The sequence below is a fragment of the Denitrificimonas halotolerans genome (genome assembly GCF_034259425.1).
Lineage (GTDB): Bacteria > Pseudomonadota > Gammaproteobacteria > Pseudomonadales > Pseudomonadaceae > Denitrificimonas > Denitrificimonas halotolerans.
This window is the reverse complement of the sequence record NZ_JAXIVU010000007.1, coordinates 1-19,548: the sequence shown is the minus strand read 5'-3', so window position 1 is coordinate 19,548 and position 19,548 is coordinate 1. Positions and strand designations below refer to the sequence as shown.

Sequence of the window (19,548 nt, the reverse complement as noted above, 5' to 3'; positions counted from 1 at the left end):
ATTACACCCTCTCCACGTTAACAAGGAAGGACTTGTATTCAGGCGTATGGGTATTACCATCACCGACGAAAGGGGTCAGTGTGTTGGTGATATAACCATTTTTAGCTACGCCTACGAAGCCCCAGTGCAGCGGGATGCCTACGTGGTGCACTGTCTTGCCGTCCACCTGTAAAGGCCTGATCCGCTTAGTGACTACAGCTACTGCTTCAATAAAGCCACGGTTGGATGACACGCGTACCCGATCGCCAGCTTTAATACCTAACTCCTTACACATGACCTCACCGAGTTCAACGAACTGCTGTGGTTGCATGATCGAGTTGAGTCGACAATGTTTAGTCCAGTAGTGGAAGTGCTCAGTTAAACGGTAGGTAGTGGCCGCATATGGGAATTCGTCGGCAGTACCGAAAATTTCCATGTCATTACGGAATACACGCGCCGCCGGGTTACTGGTTGCGTTCGGAAACTTCGGGTGCAGAGGGTTACGTCCGATTGGTGTTTCAAAGGGTTCGTAGTGCTCTGGGAACGGTCCTTCAGCCATGTTGCCACGAGCGAAGAAGCGCGCTACACCTTCAGGGTTCATGATAAATGGGTTCATTTTGTCTGCTGGGTCTGAGCCAGCTGCAAAATCAGGCACATCTGTTCCTGTCCATTTTTTACCATCCCACCAAACCAGACGCTTGTCCTTGTCATTCCATGGCTTGCCGGACGGGTCTGCAGATGCTCGGTTGTATAGAATTCGGCGGTTTGCAGGCCATGACCATGCCCAGCCTAAGGTTTGTCCCATATCGTATGGATCTGAGTTGTCGCGGCGTGCCATTTGGTTGCCGTTTTCCGTCCAAGAGCCACAGAAGAGCCAGCAACCGCTTGCGGTACTGCCATCGTCACGCATTTGGTTGAAACCAGATAGTTGCTGACCAGCACGTAGGAAGGTCTCTCCTGTATTTGGGTCTTTTAGGTCAGCCAGTGCTTTACCATTGAATTCGCGAGCGATTTCTTCCGGTGAAGGCTCATCAGGACGCTGATATGACCAATTTAAATTTAAAATTGGATCAGGGAAGGCACCACCTTCTTTTTTATACAGGTCACGTAAGTGATGGAATAAGTTACCCATAATAAAGACATCAGGGCGTGCTTCCGCAGGAGCGTCACCACCTTTCCAGTGCCACTGTAGCCAACGACTACTGTTCACCAATGAACCATTTTCCTCGGCAAAACAAGTAGTAGGAAGGCGGAATACTGTGGTTTGAATGCTAGCAGTGTCGACGTTGTTGTAGTCGTCTACGTGTTTCCAAAACTCTGAGGTTTCAGTGACCAGTGGATCCATGATTACTAGGTATTTCAGACGAGCTAAAGCAGCACCCACTTTGGCTTTATTTGGGAAAGCCGCGATAGGGTTAAAGCCTTGGCAGAAGTAGCCGTTCACCTTGCCTTCGTACATCATGTCAAAGTATTTGAGCACGTCGTACATGGGCTCGTCCAACTTTGGAAGCCAGTCATAACCCCAGTTGTTTTCTTTAGTAGCTGCGTCGCCATACCATGCTTTCATGAGGCTGACATGGAAACGACCGTAATGCTGCCAGTAGGACATTTGTCCTGGGCGTAAAGGTTGTTGTGCACGCTTGGCAATATATGCGTCGTAGTCTTGCTCATTATCACGCGGTAAGGTGAGATAACCTGGTAACAGGTTCGAGAGCAAACCTAAGTCTGTTAAGCCTTGAATGTTGGAGTGACCGCGTAGGGCGTTAACACCACCACCGAGCATACCAATATTACCTAACAACAATTGCACCATGGCTCCCGCGCGAATAATTTGTGAGCCAATGGAGTGTTGTGTCCAGCCTAGAGCGTACAAGATGGTCATGGTTTTGCCAGGTGCTGCTGTCTCAGCAATGGTATCCCACACTTCCATCATACGTTTAAGTGGTGTGCCACAAATCTGGCTGACCAGTTCTGGGGTATAGCGGCTGTAATGCTTTTTCAATAACTGATACACGCAGCGTGGGTGACTCATGCTTGGGTCAACTTTAGCGTGACCGTTAGCATCAAGCTCATAATCCCAATCGCTTTTATTTGGATAACTACGTGATTCAGCGTCATAACCATTGAACAGACCATCTTCAAAGCCGTAGCCTTCTTTGACGATAAAGGTCATGTCCGTATAGTTGCGTACGTACTCATGTTGAATTTGATCAGTTTCGATTAAGTAATTGATCAAACCACCAAGGAAAGCAATATCTGAACCTGTACGAATCGGCGCGTACAAATCTGCTACCGCAGCCGTACGGGTGAATCGCGGGTCAACAACGACCAACTTAGCCTGGTTGTGTGCTTTGGCCTCGGTAACCCATTTAAAACCAACGGGGTGAGCCTCAGCAGCATTACCGCCCATGACCAGTACAAGGTTGGCGTTCTTAATGTCATTCCAATGGTTTGTCATGGCACCACGGCCAAACGTCGGGGCAAGACCTACCACCGTCGGACCGTGTCAAACGCGAGCCTGATTATCGAAACCAAGAATACCTAATGAGCGCACGACTTTATGGGTCATATAACCAGCTTCGCTTGAGGCCGCAGAGGCTGCAAGAAAGCCCGTACTGAGCCAGCGGTTAACCGTTTGTCCAGCTTCATTTTTTTCAATGAAGTTGGCATCACGGTCGTCTTTCATCAGGCGGGCGATACGTGTTAAAGCCTCGTCCCAGCTAATGCGTTTCCACTCATTGCTGCCTGCTTCTCGTACTTGCGGGTAATGTAAGCGGTTAGGACTGCGAATAAAGTCAATGAGGCCTGCGCCTTTAGGACACAGTGAGCCGCGGTTGACAGGGTGGTCTGGGTCACCTTCAATATGGAAAATTTCTTGACTGACGTTACGTCCGCCGCTACCGCGACTGTACATCACAAGACCGCAACCAACTGAGCAGTAAGGGCAAGTGTTACGTGTTTCTTTGGTATTAGTGAGTTTGAATTGGCGAACGGAGTCAGCAAACGCTGGCTGCGGTGCCATTCCGAGTGCGGCAAGGCTTGAGGTGGCTAATCCTACGCCGCAAACCTTAAAGAATTCTCGACGGTTCATATCCATCGTGATCATCTCCTTTCATGCTGCAGCTGACTGTATTGGCTGGCTTTATAGTGAAAGCGCGGCTGATCATTCAAACTGCAGATCGGCTGGAAAGTTTGGCCAACTGTAAAGTACACAGAAGGCAGGAAATGTATCGCTAACTTTTGACGCATCAATCTTAATATGCGCGTTACTTTGATGCTAGCAGGGAGAGATTTATTTACTACTACGTTGTTTGTCTAAAAAGTACATTTGGTTGATCTAGATCAATGAAAGTAGGTTAAATCGTATAAGGCGATGGGTTTTCAGATTATAAGAGAGGGCTATAGTGCAGCCGGTAAAGCAGCGCGCCAATGGCTTCATTCAGTAGGGCTGTATTGTGCCAAAGGGCTTTACTTTCAGGTATCCAACCGTTGAGTGGGCGACGGTTTGGACCACTTAAAAAACCTACCGGTGCACTGATGACTTCAAAGCCAAACTGTTCGTAACTCCAACGGGAGCGTGGCATATGCCATGCTTGAGTGACTAAAACAATACGGTGAACACCTTCTGCTTGCAGCATAGCTGCGCTGAACCTAGCATTTTCCCAAGTGGTACGGCTCTCGCCTTCGAGCCAACGTGTGGTGAGCGCAAAGTCTTGGGTAAAAATATCGGCCATGATTTGCGCCTCACTGGGTGGTTGGCCGTAATGGAGACCGCCACTGGTTAACAGAGGAAGCTGTGAGGCTTTAGCAATGCGTGCGGCGTAGCGTATGCGCTGCATAGCCATCAAAGAAGGTTGATCATTCTGCCAAGCTGGATCATTGGTTTCGCGACCACCACCGAGAACAACGATAGCATCTGCATGCTGACTTAAAGAGGGCCAATGCACGGGGTCGAGTGCTGTTTCCGTTTCCAAAACCCGAGCAGCATATTCAACAGTAATGGGCAGGCTCATAATGTAAAGCCCGATGATGCTCATTAGACAGCTGGTGATAGCCAGTTTAGGCCAGCGTTTACGGATCAATAGGCTCAAGATGAGTAGGAGTAAAAAGCAACTAGGTGGAAATGCCAGTTGTTTGAGAATGTAGCGCCAAGTCATTTGTACAACCTAAATGTGTATTGTCATAGGTGGTATTGTGCCCGTATCTTAAAGAGGAAGACATCCAAGGGCTCTGCTTGACCCTAACCATTAGGCTGGGCCATGCTTTGCACCACATTTTTAATATCCTTGAGTAGAAATAATGAAACCAGAAACGATAGCGCTTCATGTTGGCTATAAATCAGACCCAACCACTAAAGCGGCTGCAGTACCAATTTATCAGACAACCTCCTACACCTTTGATGACACTCAGCACGGTGCTGATCTGTTTAATCTAAAGGTGCCTGGTAATATTTATACCCGTATTACTAACCCAACCAACGATATTCTTGAGCAGCGTGTCGCAGCCCTTGAAGGTGGTATTGCTGCGCTGGCGATGGCGTCAGGCATGGCGGCCATTACTGCGGCCATTCAAACCATTGCAGAAGCCGGCGATAATATCGTTTCTGTGGCTAAACTGTATGGAGGTACTTATAACCTTTTTGCGCATACTTTGCCGCGCCAAGGTTTGGAAGTGCGTTTTGCCCCGCATGATGATCTAGCAGCGTTGGAAGCTATGATTGACGAGAAAACTAAAGCGGTTTTCTGTGAAAGTATTGGTAATCCAGCGGGCAATATTGTTGATATGCAAGCGTTGGCCGACTTGGCTCATCGCCATGGTGTGCCCTTGATTGTGGATAATACCGTCGCTTCACCTGCTTTATGGCGTCCTATCGAGCACGGTGCTGATATTGTGATTCAGTCACTGACTAAATATATGGGCGGGCATGGTACTACCATAGCTGGTGCTATTATTGACTCTGGTAAGTTCCCGTGGGCTGAGCACAAAGAGCGTTTTCCACTGCTGAGTACGCCTGATGTGTCTTACCATGGTGCGGTATATACCGATGACTTTGGCCCTGCTGCTTTTATTGCACGTTGCCGAGTAGTGCCACTGCGCAATATGGGAGCAGCTTTATCACCTTTTAATGCTTTCTTAATTATGCAGGGTATTGAAACATTAGCGTTACGTATGGAGCGGCACTGTGAAAATGCTCAGAAAGTGGCTGAGTTTTTAGAGGCGCATGAGCAGGTAGCTTGGGTCAGCTATGCAGGATTACCTAGCCATCCTGATCATGCTTTAGCGCAAAAATATATGGGTGGTAAGGCATCTGGTATTTTGTGTTTCGGGATTAAGGGTGGCGAAGCAGCAGGTGCTAAATTCATTGACGCACTACAGTTGTTCTATCGTTTAGTGAACATCGGTGATGCTAAATCATTAGCGTGTCATCCAGCGAGTACTACCCATCGTCAGCTAAATGATGAGGAAATGGTTAAGGCAGGTGTAAGTGCAGACTTGATACGTTTATCGATTGGTATCGAGCACATTGATGATATTTTAGCGGACTTAACTCAAGCGTTAGACGCTGCGCGTTAATTATGGGGGCGCGCAAGCGAGTGTGCCGTTTGCGCGCTTTATCATCTCGTTATCATCTCGTTTTGAAAAGGAATGCACATCTATGCAACATATCATGGTTGCCCACGATCTCAGCGAGAATGCCAAGCTTGCTTTGCAGCGGGGTATACAATTGGCTGAGCAACATCAGACACGTTTAAGTGTGATCAATGTTTTAGAAGATCACTTGCCTATGAACGTGCTTGAAAAGCAAATGTTGGCAGCTGATAAATTGATTAATCAACAGCTAAAGGAATACGGTGCTGCTGATGCTCAAGTGCTCATTAAAATGGGGCGTCCAGCGCAAGTAATAGTGGCTGCGCAAAAAGCTCACAGTGTTGATTTCTTAGTGATGGGCGATCACCATCAAGACTCCCCTGAATATTTTTCTGGTACCACTTTAGAACGTGTTTTGCAGCGCAGTATTGTGCCTGTGCTTTTGGCAGTGGAAAGCGACTGCTCTAGCTATGAGCGAGCCTTAGTGCCACTGGATTTTTCTTTATGTGCCTGCAACGCATTACATCATGCTTATAAAATATTACCCAGCAGTGCACAAATACATGCTTTACATGTACTCGAAATGGCAGAAGTGCATGGCGCTGACAGTGATTCTGAGTTGGAGTGGCAGACATCATTATTTGATCAGTTGGTCGCCGATGAACGAGCTAAAATGCCGATCACTGGACCACAAATCAGTCATGAGTTGCGACAGGGTGAACTGCATAATTGCCTTGCGCAAATGATTGTCGAGTTTCAACCACAATTATTGGCTATAGGGAAGCATGGGCGGGGTGTTTTAGCAGACGCCTTGTTAGGTAGTTTAGCGCAACACTTTTTAGGCCATCCACCTTGTGATGTGTTGGTGGTGAAATAGTTTGTTGGCGAACGCTTAGCGTCCGCACTTGTAGAGCCTGCTGTAGACAGCTTAACGGTGATAGTTGTCGAGCATTACCCTAATTGCTTCGCGTAAGTTTGGAATAGAGTTGGTGCTGTTGTTCTGGTGGCTTACTGTGCTGCGCCCTTGCCAGATTTGCTGGCCAGTTTTAGCGTCAATAAAAGACAGTGTGAGTTGTTGGTAGTTCTCAGTGTAAGCACGAGGTGTAATAGGAAAGTTGATGCCTATGCCCGAATGCCTGTAATGGTCGTGGTAAGTGTTAAATCTGCCGTAGCCATAGCCTAGGCTCACGGAAGGGTAAGGACGGTCATAATAGTTATAATTGGTGCGCTGCCCATGCTGACTGCTGAAGAGAATTTTAAGCTCACATTGTTGCAGGTAGGTTGCCGCTCGTAAGCCGTATTGCTCTAGTTGCTCGGCCACTATACCTTGTGCGCTATCCGGTGGATAAACAGGATTGCTTTGGTTGGCATCGAGGTGTTGCCAGCACCAGTAATTATAGTCTTGTGTGCCAAGCTGTGCTGGGTAGGAGCTGCGATCGAAATGCTGAGCTGCTTCTGGAGGTGCAGGTGGCAAAGGTTTGCCGTCTGCTTGATAGGGGTTACTCGCTTGGCAGCTTATTAGCATAAATGGTGTGATACTCAGTAGTAGATAACGAAGCATTAAGATGCATCCTAAAGAACTGATTTAGTTTTAGTCTACTGTGCTCGTACGAGGCTGGCAAAGCCAATGCAGATAACGACCGAGTCCGGATAAGGCAGGGTGGCGGCGGTAGTTGAGTTCGGTGTTGACCAACTCCTCTGGTGCAATTTTTTGGCGAAATTGAGGTGGCATATAATCATGAAATACGCGTATCCCACTGCGTTGTCGAATATACCAGAGGGGTTCAACCTGGTCTGCCAACTCACGAGGGTCTAAGGGTTGTTGAGGGGTTAAACCACCTGCGTCGCCAGTAAAACGCTGCTGGTTCAGTTTGCGTAAGTTACCTTTAATCAGATTCTGTAAAATCAGTCCGTCTTTATTATAGAAAGCTAGAGAGAGCCATCCATCCGCTGCTGTGAGTTGCTGCAGAGCGGATAAAATTGTTTTGGTTTCTGCTAGCCACTCTAGCACTGCATGACATAGTACCAAGTCATATTGCTGTTGGTTTTGTTGCGTAAAGGTTTGCCAGTCAGCTTGGATAAAAGTGGCTTGGCACTGCGCATTAGCAAAACTGTTCTGGGCTGTTTCTAGCATGGATAAGGCGGGTTCAACCAAGGTGACGTGATGGCCTTGTTGAGCTAGCCAAAGTGACATATGACCTAAGCCAGCGCCGATATCTAACACTTGTAGTGGGCGCTGCGGAAGTACCTCCGTAAGGTCGGCTTGCAGTACGGCTAAGCGTATAGTGCCTTTATTGCTGCCATAGATTTTTTTGGCAAATCGGATGGCAAGATCATCAAAATGTTGGTCGTGCATGGGAGACTCATCAATAAATATTGTGGACTTTACCAGAAATGCGAAAACTTCGTGTTTTACTGCAGTAAGAATGGGGTCGGTAAGTAGTTCAGTAGGGTGTGAATGAACAGGCTAGCGGTATAAAGAATAACCTTAAATAACAAGATAGGGCTGTGGCCTTAGTCGATATTGTTGTCATCTAGGTACAAGCGTAAAGAGTGGCGAGTTTTAGAGACGGTGAATGTTAAAATAAGTGGCGGTGGTAAGGTTAATTATGGTGGGGTTTGTGCTGCTTGCTCAGTGAGTTTTTAGAGTGGGGTTGGTTGATATGAAAGCGCTGCAGGTGAAACACAAATTCAGTGCTACGTTGTAAAACCTCTCCGTTCATATTGAGTACCTGTACTGCAATGCGGTGCTTGCCTCTAGGGAGGTTGTTCAAATTCTGTAGCAATGAACGATTGGCTGTTGTGTAGGGTTGGTCATTGATCAGTAATTGTAGGCGGTGATCTGGCGCTAATTCTGGTTGGATCTCAATGGTAATGCTAAAACGCCCTGCATTGGCGCGCAGGGCGTGATCCGTAGGAAGTCCCGCTATATGTAATGTTTGGTATGCGCTAGAGGTTGTGCTTGTCGGTTCTAGAGGTTGAGAGGCGTGTATTTGTTGCGGGGTGAAGGCCGGTATACGATTGATGGGTTGTTGTGATATAGGGTGTGCTATTGATGTAATGGGCTGGTCGCTGAAAACAGCTATACCCTGTTCATCAATGTAGTGATAAATCTGTGCACTCACATGCGGCAGTACACCTAATAACATCAATACCCATTTGCTTCGCATGGTTTTCTCCTTGTCATGAAGCAGTAAAGCTTTAAATAGGCTTTTTGTCTAGACGTGCTTTACGTGGGAATGTTAGGGAAGTGCAGGCTAGGACTGAGGGTGTTAGGATCTACTTCAAGCTGCTATTAAAAACTGAATTGTGGCGTTGGGCCGCGTACACTATGAGTACGTTATACTTTGCCACTTTAGAATTTATTGGTAGTGAGCGAGGTATTTTGTATTTTTATTGCAATAGAATGCATTAAATACTGGCGCTGCCGTCGGGCAGCAGTCAAAATAACAGCTGAAATAATATTTAAGTGCCTCACCTTCGTTTTTTGACACGCTACTTGTCTTGACGGGACAAATGATGTGGTGAGTGCATTGCCCAGAACCACCTGTTGCAGGGGGCATCTTGTTTATAAAGTCCTGGAGACCATAATGTCGAAGTCGCTCGAATTAATTAAAACCCATAACGCCAAGTGGATTGACTTGCGTTTTACTGATATCGGTGGGCAACAGCACCATATCACTATGCCAGCACGTGATGCTGATGATGACTTCTTCGAGCAAGGAAAGATGTTTGACGGCTCTTCCATGGCGGGTTGGAAAGGCATTGAAGCTTCGGACATGATTTTGTTGCCCGATGACAGCACCGCAGTAATGGATCCTTTCACCCAAGAGCCAACCTTGATTTTGGTATGTGATGTGATTGAGCCCTCCACCATGCAGGGGTATGACCGTGATCCACGTGCCATCGCTGCTCGTGCTGAGGAGTACCTAAAGTCTACAGGCATTGGTGATACAGTTTTTGTTGGGCCTGAACCGGAGTTTTTTATCTTTGATCAGGTCAAGTTTAAGTCTGATATGTCCGGCTCTATGTTTAAAATCTATTCTGAGCAAGCCGCTTGGAACAGTGATGCTGATATTGACGGAGGCAATAAAGGTCACCGTGTTGGTGTGCAAAGTGGTTATATGCCGACTCCGCCTAATGATTATGATCATGAAATCCGTACCGCAATGTGTAATGCATTGGAAGAAATGGGTCAACTTGTCGAGGTTCATCATCACGAAGTTGCTACTGCGGGGCAGAACGAAATTGGTGTGAAATTTAACACTTTGGTGGCCAAAGCCGACGAAGTGCAAGCGCTGAAATATGTGGTGCATAACGTTGCTGACGCTTATGGCCGTACCGCGACTTTTATGCCAAAACCGCTATACGGTGACAATGGGTCGGGTATGCATGTGCATATGTCGATCACATCAGAGGGACAGAATACCTTTGCTGGGGAAGGATATGCTGGCTTATCTGATAATGCTTTGTATTTTGTTGGGGGTATTATTAAGCATGGCAAAGCACTCAATGCTTTAACTAATCCGTCTACCAACTCCTATAAGCGTTTGGTACCTGGCTTTGAGGCGCCAGTGATGCTGGCCTACTCAGCGCGTAACCGCTCTGCCTCTATCCGTATACCTTATGTATCGAGTCCTAAGGCCCGACGTATTGAAGCACGTTTCCCTGATCCATCTGCCAATCCGTATCTGGCTTTTGCTGCATTGTTAATGGCTGGTTTAGATGGTATTCAAAATCGTATTCACCCAGGTGATCCTGCGGATAAAAACCTTTACGATTTACCACCCGAAGAGTCTAAAGAAATTCCGCAAGTCAGCGGCAGTTTAAAAGAAGCTTTGGATGCACTGAATGAAGATCGTGAGTTCTTATTGCGCGGTGGAGTATTCAGCAATGAGTTTATAGATGCTTTTATTGCCTTAAAAGCAGATGAAGAGTTGCGCGTACGTACTTTTGTACATCCACTTGAGTATGAGCTGTACTACAGCTGTTAAGTGCTGCATCACTTAAATAGACAGAGCGGTGTGATCAGTCTCATGCTGCTCTGTGCGTTTTTTAAGCTTTTTTTGAAAAAAGCTGCTATTATTTGTGCCCATTTTTGCGGTTGCTTTGGTAACCCTTCTTAGCGACCTGTTTGCACCATGAAATTAATTTTAAAATCTTTTGCTGAAATCACCATTAAAAGCCGCCCAGTGCGCAAGCAGTTTTTACGTCAGTTAAGTAAAAACATCCGTACAGTTCTGCGTGATATTGATCCCGAGGTGAAGGTCACCGGTGAGTGGGATAACCTCGAGTTAGTGACCAACGTCCAAGACCCTGCGCTGTTGCAAGAATTGTATGCGCGGCTGCGCTGCACGCCGGGTATTGCACATTTTTTCCAAGTGTTGGAATACCCTTTAGGCGATTTAGATGACATCGCTCAGCGGTGTAAAGATCACTATTGTGACTTGCTTAAAGGCCGCACGTTTTCAGTGCGTTGTAAGCGAACCGGTAAGCATCCTTTCTCTTCAGTTGAAGTCGAGCGTTATGTGGGAAGCCAACTGCGTCAGCAATGTGGTGCTGCTGGTATTAACTTGCGTAACCCTGAAGTTGAGGTGCGCTGTGAAGTACGTCATAAGCGTCTTTTGCTTGAATATGAGCGCCATCAAGGTATTGGTGGTTATCCGCTAGGTAGTGTCGAGCAAGCATTGGTCTTAATGTCTGGTGGTTTTGACTCCACAGTAGCTGCTTATAAAATGATGCGCCGCGGCTTACTCACACATTTTTGTTTCTTTAATTTAGGTGGTCATGCGCACGAGCTGGGTGTCAAGGAAGTTGCCCATTACTTATGGGAAAAATATGGTAGTTCACACCGAGTGCTGTTTGTCAGTGTGCCTTTTGAAGAAGTGTTGGGTGATATTTTAGAGAATGTTGATAACGGGCATATGGGCGTTGTGCTTAAGCGCATGATGTTTAAAGCCGCCGAACAAATTGCTAATGACTTAGAAATTGACACTTTGGTAACAGGTGAAGCAATCTCGCAAGTGGCCAGTCAGACACTGACTAATCTAGCGGTGATTGACAAAGCAACCGATAAGTTGGTGGTTCGTCCTCTCATTACCGAGCATAAACAAGATATTATCAGTACCGCGGTTGAAATTGGCACTGCAGAGTTTGCTGAAAATATGCCTGAGTATTGTGGTGTTATTTCAGTGAACCCACGCACGCGAGCCAAACTTGGTCGTGTTGAACATGAAGAAAGCCGTTTAGACCCTAGTATTTTACAGCGTGCTGTGGATAGCGCGACGCGAGTCACTATGGATCAGGTGCTAGACGAGCTAGGCAAAGATATTCATGTCGAAGAGGTTCATGAAGCCTTGCCAGGGCATATTGTGGTTGATATACGCCACCCTGATGAGGTGGAAGAGCAGCCGCTTGCTGTAGAAGGTATTGAGCAAATGACGGTGCCTTTTTATGCTATTAATGCTCGTTTTAAAGATTTTGACCCGAGTCGACAATATTTACTCTATTGCGATCAGGGTGTAATGAGTAAGTTGCATGCTTATCATTTGCTGCATGAAGGTTATGCAAATGTGCGTGTTTATCGCCCACGTTTAGGGCAGCCGACGCGTGCAAGCAGTCACGCATGATTAGACACATTTTATCGATCTGTTTGTGGAGTTGTGTGGCTATGCCGCATCAGCTGCGCCCGCCGGATCTATAAATTCTTCCTACACTGATTCGAACTGCTACGTTTTGCGTGCAGCCTACATATTTTATTTTGAGAAAAGCTTGTGATTGAAAATTTACGTAATATTGCCATTATCGCCCACGTTGACCACGGTAAAACAACCTTGGTTGACGCCCTGTTGCGTGCTTCTGGAACTCTAGACCGCAAAGAGTTGGATTCTGATCGTGTCATGGATTCCAATGATCAGGAAAAAGAGCGCGGTATTACTATTTTGGCGAAAAATACCGCCATTAAGTGGAATGACTACAACATTAATATCGTAGACACCCCTGGTCACGCTGATTTTGGTGGTGAAGTTGAGCGTGTGATGAGTATGGTTGACTGTGTACTATTGGTGGTAGATTCCATTGATGGCCCCATGCCACAGACGCGTTTTGTAACCCAGAAAGCTTTCCAGTCTGGCTTGAATCCTATTGTGGTGATTAATAAAGTTGACCGCCCTGGCGCACGTCCAGACTGGGTTGTAGATCAGGTGTTCGATCTGTTCGATAACTTAGGTGCAACTGAGGATCAACTGGATTTTCCAATTGTTTATGCCAGTGCATTAAATGGTGTGTCGGGCTTAGATCCAGCGGAAATGACGGACAACATGGATGTCTTGTTCCAGGCCATTGTTGATTATGTAGAGCCGCCGAAAGTTGATCTTGATGGTCCGTTCCAGATGCAAATTTCTGCTTTGGATTACAATAACTTTCTCGGTGTGATCGGGATTGGTCGTATTACCCGCGGTCGTTTAAAAGCGAATATGCCAGTGACTTCGATTGATGCTGAAGGTAAGCGTCGTAATGGTCGTTTGCAAAAAATCATGGGTCACCATGGTTTACAGCGTGTGGAAGTTCAAGAAGCACAAGCAGGTGACATCGTGTGTGTCAGTGGTTTTGAGCCACTGTTTATCTCTGACACTTTGTGTGATCAGAACCACGTTGAAGCATTGCCACCACTGAGTGTTGATGAGCCTACTGTAAGTATGACTTTTCAAGTTAACGACTCTCCTTTTGCCGGCAAAGAAGGTAAGTTCGTTACCAGTCGTAACTTAAAAGAGCGTTTGGAGAAAGAGCTGCTACACAACGTTGCTTTGCGTGTTGAGCAAGGTGATGATGCTGATAAATTTAAAGTATCGGGTCGTGGTGAGTTGCACTTGTCTGTCCTGATTGAAACCATGCGTCGTGAAGGTTTTGAATTAGCTATTTCACGTCCTGAAGTGGTCATCAGAGAGGTTGATGGTGAAAAGCAAGAGCCATACGAAAATGTCATTCTAGACATTGAGGAGCAGCATCAAGGCTCCATTATGGAACAGTTTGGTCTACGTAAAGGTGAGCTAACTGATATGGTGCCAGACGGTAAAGGTCGTATCCGTCTTGAGTACACTGTCCCTTCACGTGGCTTAATTGGTTTCCGTAATCAGTTTATGACCATGACATCTGGTACGGGTATTTTGACCGGTATGTTCAGTCATTACGGTCCAATTAAGAGTGGTGAAGTCACCAGCCGTCAGAATGGTGTATTAGTGTCTATGGCCACAGGTAAAGCATTGAGCTACTCACTGGAAACCTTGCAAGAACGTGGCAAGTTATTCTTAAGCCCAGGTGAAGAGGTTTATGAAGGTCAGTTGGCAGGTATCCATAGCCGTGATAACGATCTAACGATCAACCCAACTAAAGCTAAGAAGTTGGATAATATGCGCGTTTCCGGTAAAGAAGAAACTACAGCTTTAGTTCCGCCTATTATTTTTACTCTTGAGCAGGCACTTGAGTTTATTGAAGATGATGAACTGGTTGAAGTAACACCAAAATCGATTCGTCTCCGTAAGAAATTCTTAAGTGAGAACGAGCGTAAACGTCAAGGTCGTAGCAAAGCTTAATTTGCTTGGGTGTTTGACATAAAACCCGTAACGGCAAGCGTTGCGGGTTTTTTATTGGTTTTTTAATAACGAGTGAGCCAATGAATATGCTCTGAGTTGATGCGTTACTCTGTGTCACAGATCTGTCATGGTTTTGTTACTTGCTTTACATCTAGCCAACCTAAGCTGAGGTCATCCTAATTACTTCAGTCGATGGGGGTTGGCAATGAGTCAGTTTGAGCAACAAGATGAATTAAATCACCCGCGCCATGAAACACCAGAATTTACTCAAATGATTGAGCAAGGTGGTTTATCTCGCCGCCGTTTTTTAGGCGCAGGTGCCGTCTTAGGTGCTGCCGCTTTCTTTACGCTATCGCCGATGAGTCGTTCGCTTGCAGCCGCTTTAGCGCCATCAGGCAGTCCATTGTTGGGTTTTAAAGCGGTACCGGCGAGCACAGCAGATACTCTAGTGGTGCCTGAAGGCTATCAAGTGGAGCGTTTGATTTCTTGGGGTGACCCTTTATTTGCCGATGTAGCAGCCTTTTCTAATCGGCTGAGTGACAATACAGCTGCTCAACAAAAACGCCAGTTTGGTGATAATAATGATGGTATGAGCCTGTTTCCGGTGGATGAGCAAACTGCTATTTTGGCTGTGAACAACGAATACACCAACTATGAACTGATGTTTGAGCATCAAGGCAAAAATATGAGCGCTGCTGATGTGGAGTATGCTCAAGCCGCACATGGTGTATCGATTCTGACCTTAACGCAGCAAGAAAAAGGTTGGCGTTTTGATATTAATGGTCGCTTTAATCGCCGTATTGATGCTAATACACCTATGCGTATCAGTGGCCCAGCGCAGGGCCACAAGCTATTAAAAACTAAAGCAGACCCAAAAGGGGAGGTGGCTTTAGGTACTTTTAATAACTGTGCCAATGGTATGACGCCGTGGGGTACTTATTTAACCTGTGAAGAAAATTTCAATGGTTATTTTGGTACCGATGCAGACTTAGAGATCAGCTCAGAGTTTGCACGCTACGGTATTGGTCGCAAGGATGCAGGTTACAGTTGGTATAAGTTTGATCAGCGTTTTGATTTATCTAAAGAGCCTAATGAACCGCATCGTTTTGGTTGGGTGGTGGAGATTGATCCACGCGACCCGTCGGCGTTGCCGGTTAAGCGCACTGCTTTAGGTCGTTTTAAGCATGAAAATGCAGAGCTGGTTATTGCTCAAGATGGCCGCGTGGTGGTGTATCTTGGTGATGACGAACGCGGTGAACATATTTACCGCTTTGTAAGCCGAGATACGTACAACCCAACAAATCAGGATGCCAACCGTAATTTATTAGATGAGGGTGAGCTTTTTGTAGCTAAGTTTAATGAAGACGGTAGCGGTGAGTGGCTCAGTTTGTGTCATGGGCAAAATGGTTTAACTGCAGAGAATGGTTTTGCCAACCAGGCTGATATTTTAATTCATGCACGTCAAGCAGCCACTTTTGTGGGCGCAACCACCATGGATCGACCTGAGTGGGTGGCTGTGCATCCCCATGAGCCTATGGTGTTTTGTACTTTAACCAATAATAAAAACCGTGGTGTGGCAGACAGTCAGCCGGTTGGTGGGCCGAACCCACGCGCGGAAAATCACTATGGACAAATTGTCCGTTGGGTACCAACGGCAGGCGAGCATACAGCGAAAGACTTTCAGTGGGATCTCTTTTTGATGGCGGGAAATCCGAATCTCTACGGAGGAACACCTTATGCCGGCTCTAGCAATATTACTGCCGATAATATGTTTAACAGCCCTGATGGTATTGGTTTTGACCAAGCTGGACGTCTCTGGATTCAAACGGATGGTAATTATTCGAACCAAGGTGATTTTGTTGGACAGGGCAATAACCAAATGCTCTGCGCGGATCCAAAAACAGGTGAAGTAAGGCGTTTCTTAACAGGGCCGGTGGCCTGTGAAATTACCGGTTTGGCTTTTACTCCGGATCAGAAAACCTTATTTGTTGGCGTACAACACCCAGGTGAAAAAGGAGCACCTTCGAGCTTTCCCCTAGGTGATCACACTGTGCCACGCTCGAGTGTTATGGTGATCTCACGTACGGATGGTGGGGTGATAGGAACTTAGGTCAGTACATAGGCGTATTGAACTTATTAAAAGAGGGTTCATTTTGAACCCTCTTTTTTATTGCAGTTTAGTCACCCCAACGGCCTGGAGAATAGGAAAATACAGGTAAAGAGAGTTTCCAGTGAATAGCCGCCAAGCGTAAGGTGAGGCCAAAACAGAAACAGATTAGTGTGTTGATCTCGTCTGACACGCCTAAAACGCGTAACACCAAGTATAAAATTGCTACTAAAAATGAAACGCTTGCGTATAACTCATGACGCAGTACTTGTGGAGTACGATTGCACATGATATCGCGTAAGATCCCTCCAAAAATACCGGTTGTGATGCCTGCCATAATGACGACAGGTGTTTCATAGCCCAGTTTTAAGGCGACATTGCAGCCGATGATAGTGAATGCCACTAACCCCATAGCGTCTAAAATAAGGAAGATTCGGTTGAGCCGCTGCATAAATCGGGCGATGAGGATGGTTAAAAGCCCCGCACCTATGGTCAGGTAGATATAGGATGGGTGTTGTGTCCAAGTAACGGGGTAATTACCCAGCAACATGTCGCGCACAGTACCACCGCCTAGGGCTGTAATAAATGCGATCAGAGCAACGCCAAATAAGTCCATATTACGTCGGCCAGCAGCTAGGGCTCCGGACATGGCTTCAGCGGTAATAGCAATAACAAAGATAGAGGTCAGCACACAGGACTCCTGTTGACAGTAACGCCTCTCCCTCTGTCCTGTGTACCTGAGAGTTTATGCAGCGTTGTTGCTGCTTGCCCCTTCGGTGGATTGCCTTATGCAATCGCTCTCCAGTTGGCGGATCTAAGTTGGTTCGCAGTACATGGGCCTGAGCGTTTATGGGAGTTTGCGCCTTCGGCGGAGTATGGGGGTATCTACTCTCTCTCCTGCGAGCGTGCATTATAGGGTTTGCACACTGTGTAAAGCACTAAATATATTTGTTTATGTGTTAGGTCGCAAGTTATTCGATGGGCTTATGTATTGCTTACGAGTTTTGTGCTGATTAATGCACAGGGGCTTAAGTTCGTCATCAATAGGGTTGAATGTTGAATAATGCACTGTGACTGAGTACAAGAGATAGGAGTACGAGTATTCTGGTAGCCAAGATAGATCGGTGGTTGCCATCTTCTAAAACTTGTTCAGGCTGCGATCACGCGTTTGGTGAGGGTGAATTCACTATTGCCATGCGGCAATGGCAGTGCTCAAGCTGCAATCGTGTTCTAGATCGTGATTACAACGCCAGTATCAACATCCTTAAGAAAGGGGTTACGCTACTGGCTATCAATTACAGAAACCCTCGGTGCGAGGGGGTTAGCCGAGGCAATTTGCATAATCTCTGCTGTAGTGCAGCGCAGCCCACCAGGTCCGTGCATTCCCTAGGAACCCCCCACTTCTAAAGTGGTGGGTAGTTCATTTGACTATAAGCGGATACTTAGTCCATCACTTAAAGACTGGTGGTAGGCGCGCCAAGCAGGTATGGCGCCGATGAGTAGAGCTGTACCTAACACAGCAAGCAACAGTTGCCATTCATAAGCAGATGGCGCTGATAAGGGCAGGTAAAGGCCGTAATGACTTTGTAGTGGTGCTTGAGTTAATGCAATACCTAAATAAAGGAAGGTCAAACCAAGCAGTAGGCCAGCACATGCTAAGCTAAAAGCCTCAACGATGAGCAGACCAGCAATATGCCAAGGGCGTGCGCCAACAGCACGCAAAATAGCCATTTCACGGCGTCGTTCGTTAAGGCTCGTTAAAATTGCTGTCAGCATACCTATGAGTCCAGTTAGCACTACAAATAATGAAATAACAAACAAAGCCTGCTCAGCAGTACCCATTAAGCTCCATAGTTCTTGCAATGCTACGCCGGGTAAAATAGCCAATAATGGCTCGCCGCGCCATTGGTTGATTTCTCTTTGTAGGGCAAAGGTTGCTATTTTGCTATTTAAGCCTAACAGCATAGCGGTAATGGCTTCAGGTTCCAGGTCCAGCTCTTGTGTTGGTTTGGAACTGATTGTTGTATTGCCGTATGTCGGAATGCCTTGTTGCCAGTCAATATGAAGGGCTTTCATGCCAACCAAAGAGATATGTAAGGTGCGATCGACTGGTGTGCCTGTACGCTCGAGTATACCTGTAATGGTGAACGGTCTGTCATCATGGTGCAGCAAGCTGACTTTAGCTGTGCCGTGAGCTAAAACTATTGCTTGTCCGAGCTGATAATTGAGCGTCTCCGCAATTTCTGCACTGAGCACCACTTCAAAAGGTGATGATTCATTGAAAAACGGCCTGTACGCAATTGTAAATGTTGTTTTCGACCATATTGATAATGTTTGAAATAATCTTCAGAGGTCCCTAGTACTTTATAGCCTTGATGAGAGTCGCCCAATGATAGAGGAATGGCCCATTTGACTTGTGGATGTGCAGCGAACTGCTTAAAGCTATTTCAGTGAATATTGTTGGTGGCATTGCCAATACGAAATACTGAATACAGCAATAAGTTGACTGAGCCGGAGCGGGCACCAACGATTAAATCAGTGGAGCTGATGGTGCTCGCAAAACTAGCGCGTGTTTCTGTGCGTACTCGTTCTACTGCTAGTAATAAAGTAATAGATAGGGCAATGGTGAAAACAGTCAGTAGTGCAGTAAAGCGTCGATTGGCTAAACTGCGTAAAGTAATACGAAATAAATGCACTGTAGATCTCCAGTGCAGAGGCGGCACGGTTGATATGGTTCAGGTCCAAACTCAGATCAAAAAAATGGGATAAAGATTGATCGTGGCTCACAAATAATAGACTGGCACCTGCTGCTTGGCACTCTGTAAAAAGTAAATGTAAAAAGGCTGCACGGCTGTCAGTATCTAAAGCAGAGGTGGGTTCATCAGCGATCACCAGCTTAGGTTGACCAATCAAAGCGCGTGCCGCAGCAACACGCGGCTGTTGGCCAATAGAAAGCTTTCCAGCAAGTTGTTCGTGCAGCGGGCCGGCTAAGCCTAAGCTCTCAAGCAAAGCTTGTGCTGCACTCTGTATTGAGCCGTGACGCATAATTGCTTGTTGTTTACGCTGTTGAGAAAATTGGCAAGGTAGGGTGACGTTATCGAGTGCTGTTGACATCCTCCCCGACCTAAAGGACGGGGATTCCTACTGCTAGACGGCCATGCCCGGCCGCGAGAATGTTACGTGCCGCGTTGATATCGCGATCGTGGGTGACACCACACCCACTGCACGTCCATTCTCTTATTCCAAGTCCTGCGATACCTTTCGGCCTCGACCCGGGCAAAC

The 19,548-nt window shown here is 46.6% G+C and carries 14 protein-coding genes, 2 pseudogenes and 2 riboswitches; of the genes and pseudogenes, 7 read left to right on the top strand and 9 right to left on the bottom strand.

The window, feature by feature from the left end:
• Position 1: 1 nt before the first annotated feature.
• A complete protein-coding gene (gene fdnG, locus TOI97_RS06625; protein WP_321553334.1) occupies positions 2–3,076 on the bottom strand; it encodes a formate dehydrogenase-N subunit alpha in 3,075 nt (1,024 codons plus the stop codon).
• A 289-nt stretch (positions 3,077–3,365) separates the two neighbouring features.
• A complete protein-coding gene (locus TOI97_RS06620; RefSeq protein WP_321553333.1) occupies positions 3,366–4,136 on the bottom strand; it encodes a YdcF family protein in 771 nt (256 codons plus the stop codon).
• Positions 4,137–4,278: 142 nt separating this feature from the next.
• Between TOI97_RS06620 and TOI97_RS06615 the strand changes: the two genes are divergently transcribed.
• Positions 4,279–5,553: a bifunctional O-acetylhomoserine aminocarboxypropyltransferase/cysteine synthase gene (locus TOI97_RS06615; protein ID WP_321553332.1), complete on the top strand. Its 1,275-nt coding sequence runs from the start codon at positions 4,279–4,281 to the stop codon at positions 5,551–5,553.
• 82 nt (positions 5,554–5,635) lie between these two features.
• The gene (locus TOI97_RS06610; protein ID WP_321553331.1) at positions 5,636–6,445 is read left to right on the top strand and encodes a universal stress protein; all 810 of its coding nucleotides are present in this window, start codon (positions 5,636–5,638) and stop codon (positions 6,443–6,445) included.
• A 51-nt stretch (positions 6,446–6,496) separates the two neighbouring features.
• On the opposite strand, the gene TOI97_RS06605 is transcribed toward TOI97_RS06610, so the two are convergent.
• The 3 genes from TOI97_RS06605 to TOI97_RS06595 form a co-directional block, all read right to left on the bottom strand.
• Complete coding sequence (locus TOI97_RS06605) at positions 6,497–7,129, bottom strand: DUF4136 domain-containing protein (protein ID WP_321553330.1); 633 nt, start codon at positions 7,127–7,129, stop codon at positions 6,497–6,499.
• Positions 7,130–7,159: 30 nt separating this feature from the next.
• On the bottom strand, positions 7,160–7,924 hold the full coding sequence (locus TOI97_RS06600; RefSeq protein WP_321553329.1) for a methyltransferase domain-containing protein: 765 nt from the start codon (positions 7,922–7,924) through the stop codon (positions 7,160–7,162).
• Between the two features lie 247 nt (positions 7,925–8,171).
• Positions 8,172–8,738: a DUF4124 domain-containing protein gene (locus TOI97_RS06595; RefSeq protein WP_321553328.1), complete on the bottom strand. Its 567-nt coding sequence runs from the start codon at positions 8,736–8,738 to the stop codon at positions 8,172–8,174.
• 420 nt (positions 8,739–9,158) lie between these two features.
• Between TOI97_RS06595 and glnA the strand changes: the two genes are divergently transcribed.
• The 4 genes from glnA (at position 9,159) to TOI97_RS06575 (ending at position 16,269) form a co-directional block, all read left to right on the top strand.
• Positions 9,159–10,562, top strand: coding sequence for a type I glutamate--ammonia ligase (gene glnA / locus TOI97_RS06590; protein WP_321553327.1), 1,404 nt, complete (start codon positions 9,159–9,161; stop codon positions 10,560–10,562).
• Positions 10,563–10,709: 147 nt separating this feature from the next.
• Positions 10,710–12,197: a tRNA uracil 4-sulfurtransferase ThiI gene (gene thiI / locus TOI97_RS06585; RefSeq protein WP_321553326.1), complete on the top strand. Its 1,488-nt coding sequence runs from the start codon at positions 10,710–10,712 to the stop codon at positions 12,195–12,197.
• Positions 12,198–12,341: 144 nt separating this feature from the next.
• The gene (gene typA, locus TOI97_RS06580; RefSeq protein WP_321553325.1) at positions 12,342–14,159 is read left to right on the top strand and encodes a translational GTPase TypA; all 1,818 of its coding nucleotides are present in this window, start codon (positions 12,342–12,344) and stop codon (positions 14,157–14,159) included.
• Positions 14,160–14,364: 205 nt separating this feature from the next.
• Positions 14,365–16,269 carry a PhoX family protein gene (locus TOI97_RS06575; protein ID WP_407651329.1) on the top strand — a complete coding sequence of 635 codons (1,905 nt, stop codon included), beginning with the start codon at positions 14,365–14,367 and terminating at the stop codon, positions 16,267–16,269.
• A gap of 67 nt (positions 16,270–16,336) precedes the next feature.
• Here the strand turns inward: TOI97_RS06575 and TOI97_RS06570 are convergent, their stop codons facing one another.
• Positions 16,337–16,957 (bottom strand): trimeric intracellular cation channel family protein, encoded by a 621-nt coding sequence (locus tag TOI97_RS06570; RefSeq protein WP_321553324.1) that lies wholly within the window; start codon positions 16,955–16,957, stop codon positions 16,337–16,339.
• A gap of 23 nt (positions 16,958–16,980) precedes the next feature.
• A riboswitch (glycine riboswitch) is annotated at positions 16,981–17,081 on the bottom strand.
• A 2-nt stretch (positions 17,082–17,083) separates the two neighbouring features.
• Positions 17,084–17,176: riboswitch (glycine riboswitch) on the bottom strand.
• A 164-nt stretch (positions 17,177–17,340) separates the two neighbouring features.
• On the opposite strand from TOI97_RS06570, the gene TOI97_RS13330 reads away from it, so the two are divergent.
• On the top strand, positions 17,341–17,673 hold the full coding sequence (locus tag TOI97_RS13330) for a zinc ribbon domain-containing protein (RefSeq protein WP_407651331.1): 333 nt from the start codon (positions 17,341–17,343) through the stop codon (positions 17,671–17,673).
• Positions 17,674–17,694: 21 nt separating this feature from the next.
• Here the strand turns inward: TOI97_RS13330 and TOI97_RS06565 are convergent.
• The 3 genes and pseudogenes from TOI97_RS06565 to TOI97_RS06555 all read right to left on the bottom strand — a co-directional run bounded on the left by TOI97_RS06565 (position 17,695) and on the right by TOI97_RS06555 (position 19,546).
• Positions 17,695–18,962: pseudogene (locus tag TOI97_RS06565) on the bottom strand (ABC transporter permease).
• Between the two features lie 19 nt (positions 18,963–18,981).
• Positions 18,982–19,365: pseudogene (locus TOI97_RS06560) on the bottom strand (ATP-binding cassette domain-containing protein); the annotation flags it as partial.
• Between the two features lie 25 nt (positions 19,366–19,390).
• Complete coding sequence (locus TOI97_RS06555) at positions 19,391–19,546, bottom strand: zinc ribbon domain-containing protein (RefSeq protein ID WP_321553448.1); 156 nt, start codon at positions 19,544–19,546, stop codon at positions 19,391–19,393.
• Between the last annotated feature and the right edge of the window lie 2 nt (positions 19,547–19,548).

Bases quoted from the DNA above. Each gene is read 5' to 3' on its own strand.
- TOI97_RS06620 (WP_321553333.1), bottom strand. From the start codon at position 4,136: ATGACTTGGCGCTACATTCTCAAACAACTGGCATTTCCACCTAGTTGC.
- TOI97_RS06615 (WP_321553332.1), top strand. From the start codon at position 4,279: ATGAAACCAGAAACGATAGCGCTTCATGTTGGCTATAAATCAGACCCA.
- TOI97_RS06610 (WP_321553331.1), top strand. From the start codon at position 5,636: ATGCAACATATCATGGTTGCCCACGATCTCAGCGAGAATGCCAAGCTT.
- TOI97_RS06605 (WP_321553330.1), bottom strand. From the start codon at position 7,129: ATGCTTCGTTATCTACTACTGAGTATCACACCATTTATGCTAATAAGC.
- TOI97_RS06600 (WP_321553329.1), bottom strand. From the start codon at position 7,924: ATGCACGACCAACATTTTGATGATCTTGCCATCCGATTTGCCAAAAAA.
- TOI97_RS06595 (WP_321553328.1), bottom strand. From the start codon at position 8,738: ATGCGAAGCAAATGGGTATTGATGTTATTAGGTGTACTGCCGCATGTG.
- glnA (WP_321553327.1), top strand. From the start codon at position 9,159: ATGTCGAAGTCGCTCGAATTAATTAAAACCCATAACGCCAAGTGGATT.
- thiI (WP_321553326.1), top strand. From the start codon at position 10,710: ATGAAATTAATTTTAAAATCTTTTGCTGAAATCACCATTAAAAGCCGC.
- TOI97_RS06575 (WP_407651329.1), top strand. From the start codon at position 14,365: ATGAGTCAGTTTGAGCAACAAGATGAATTAAATCACCCGCGCCATGAA.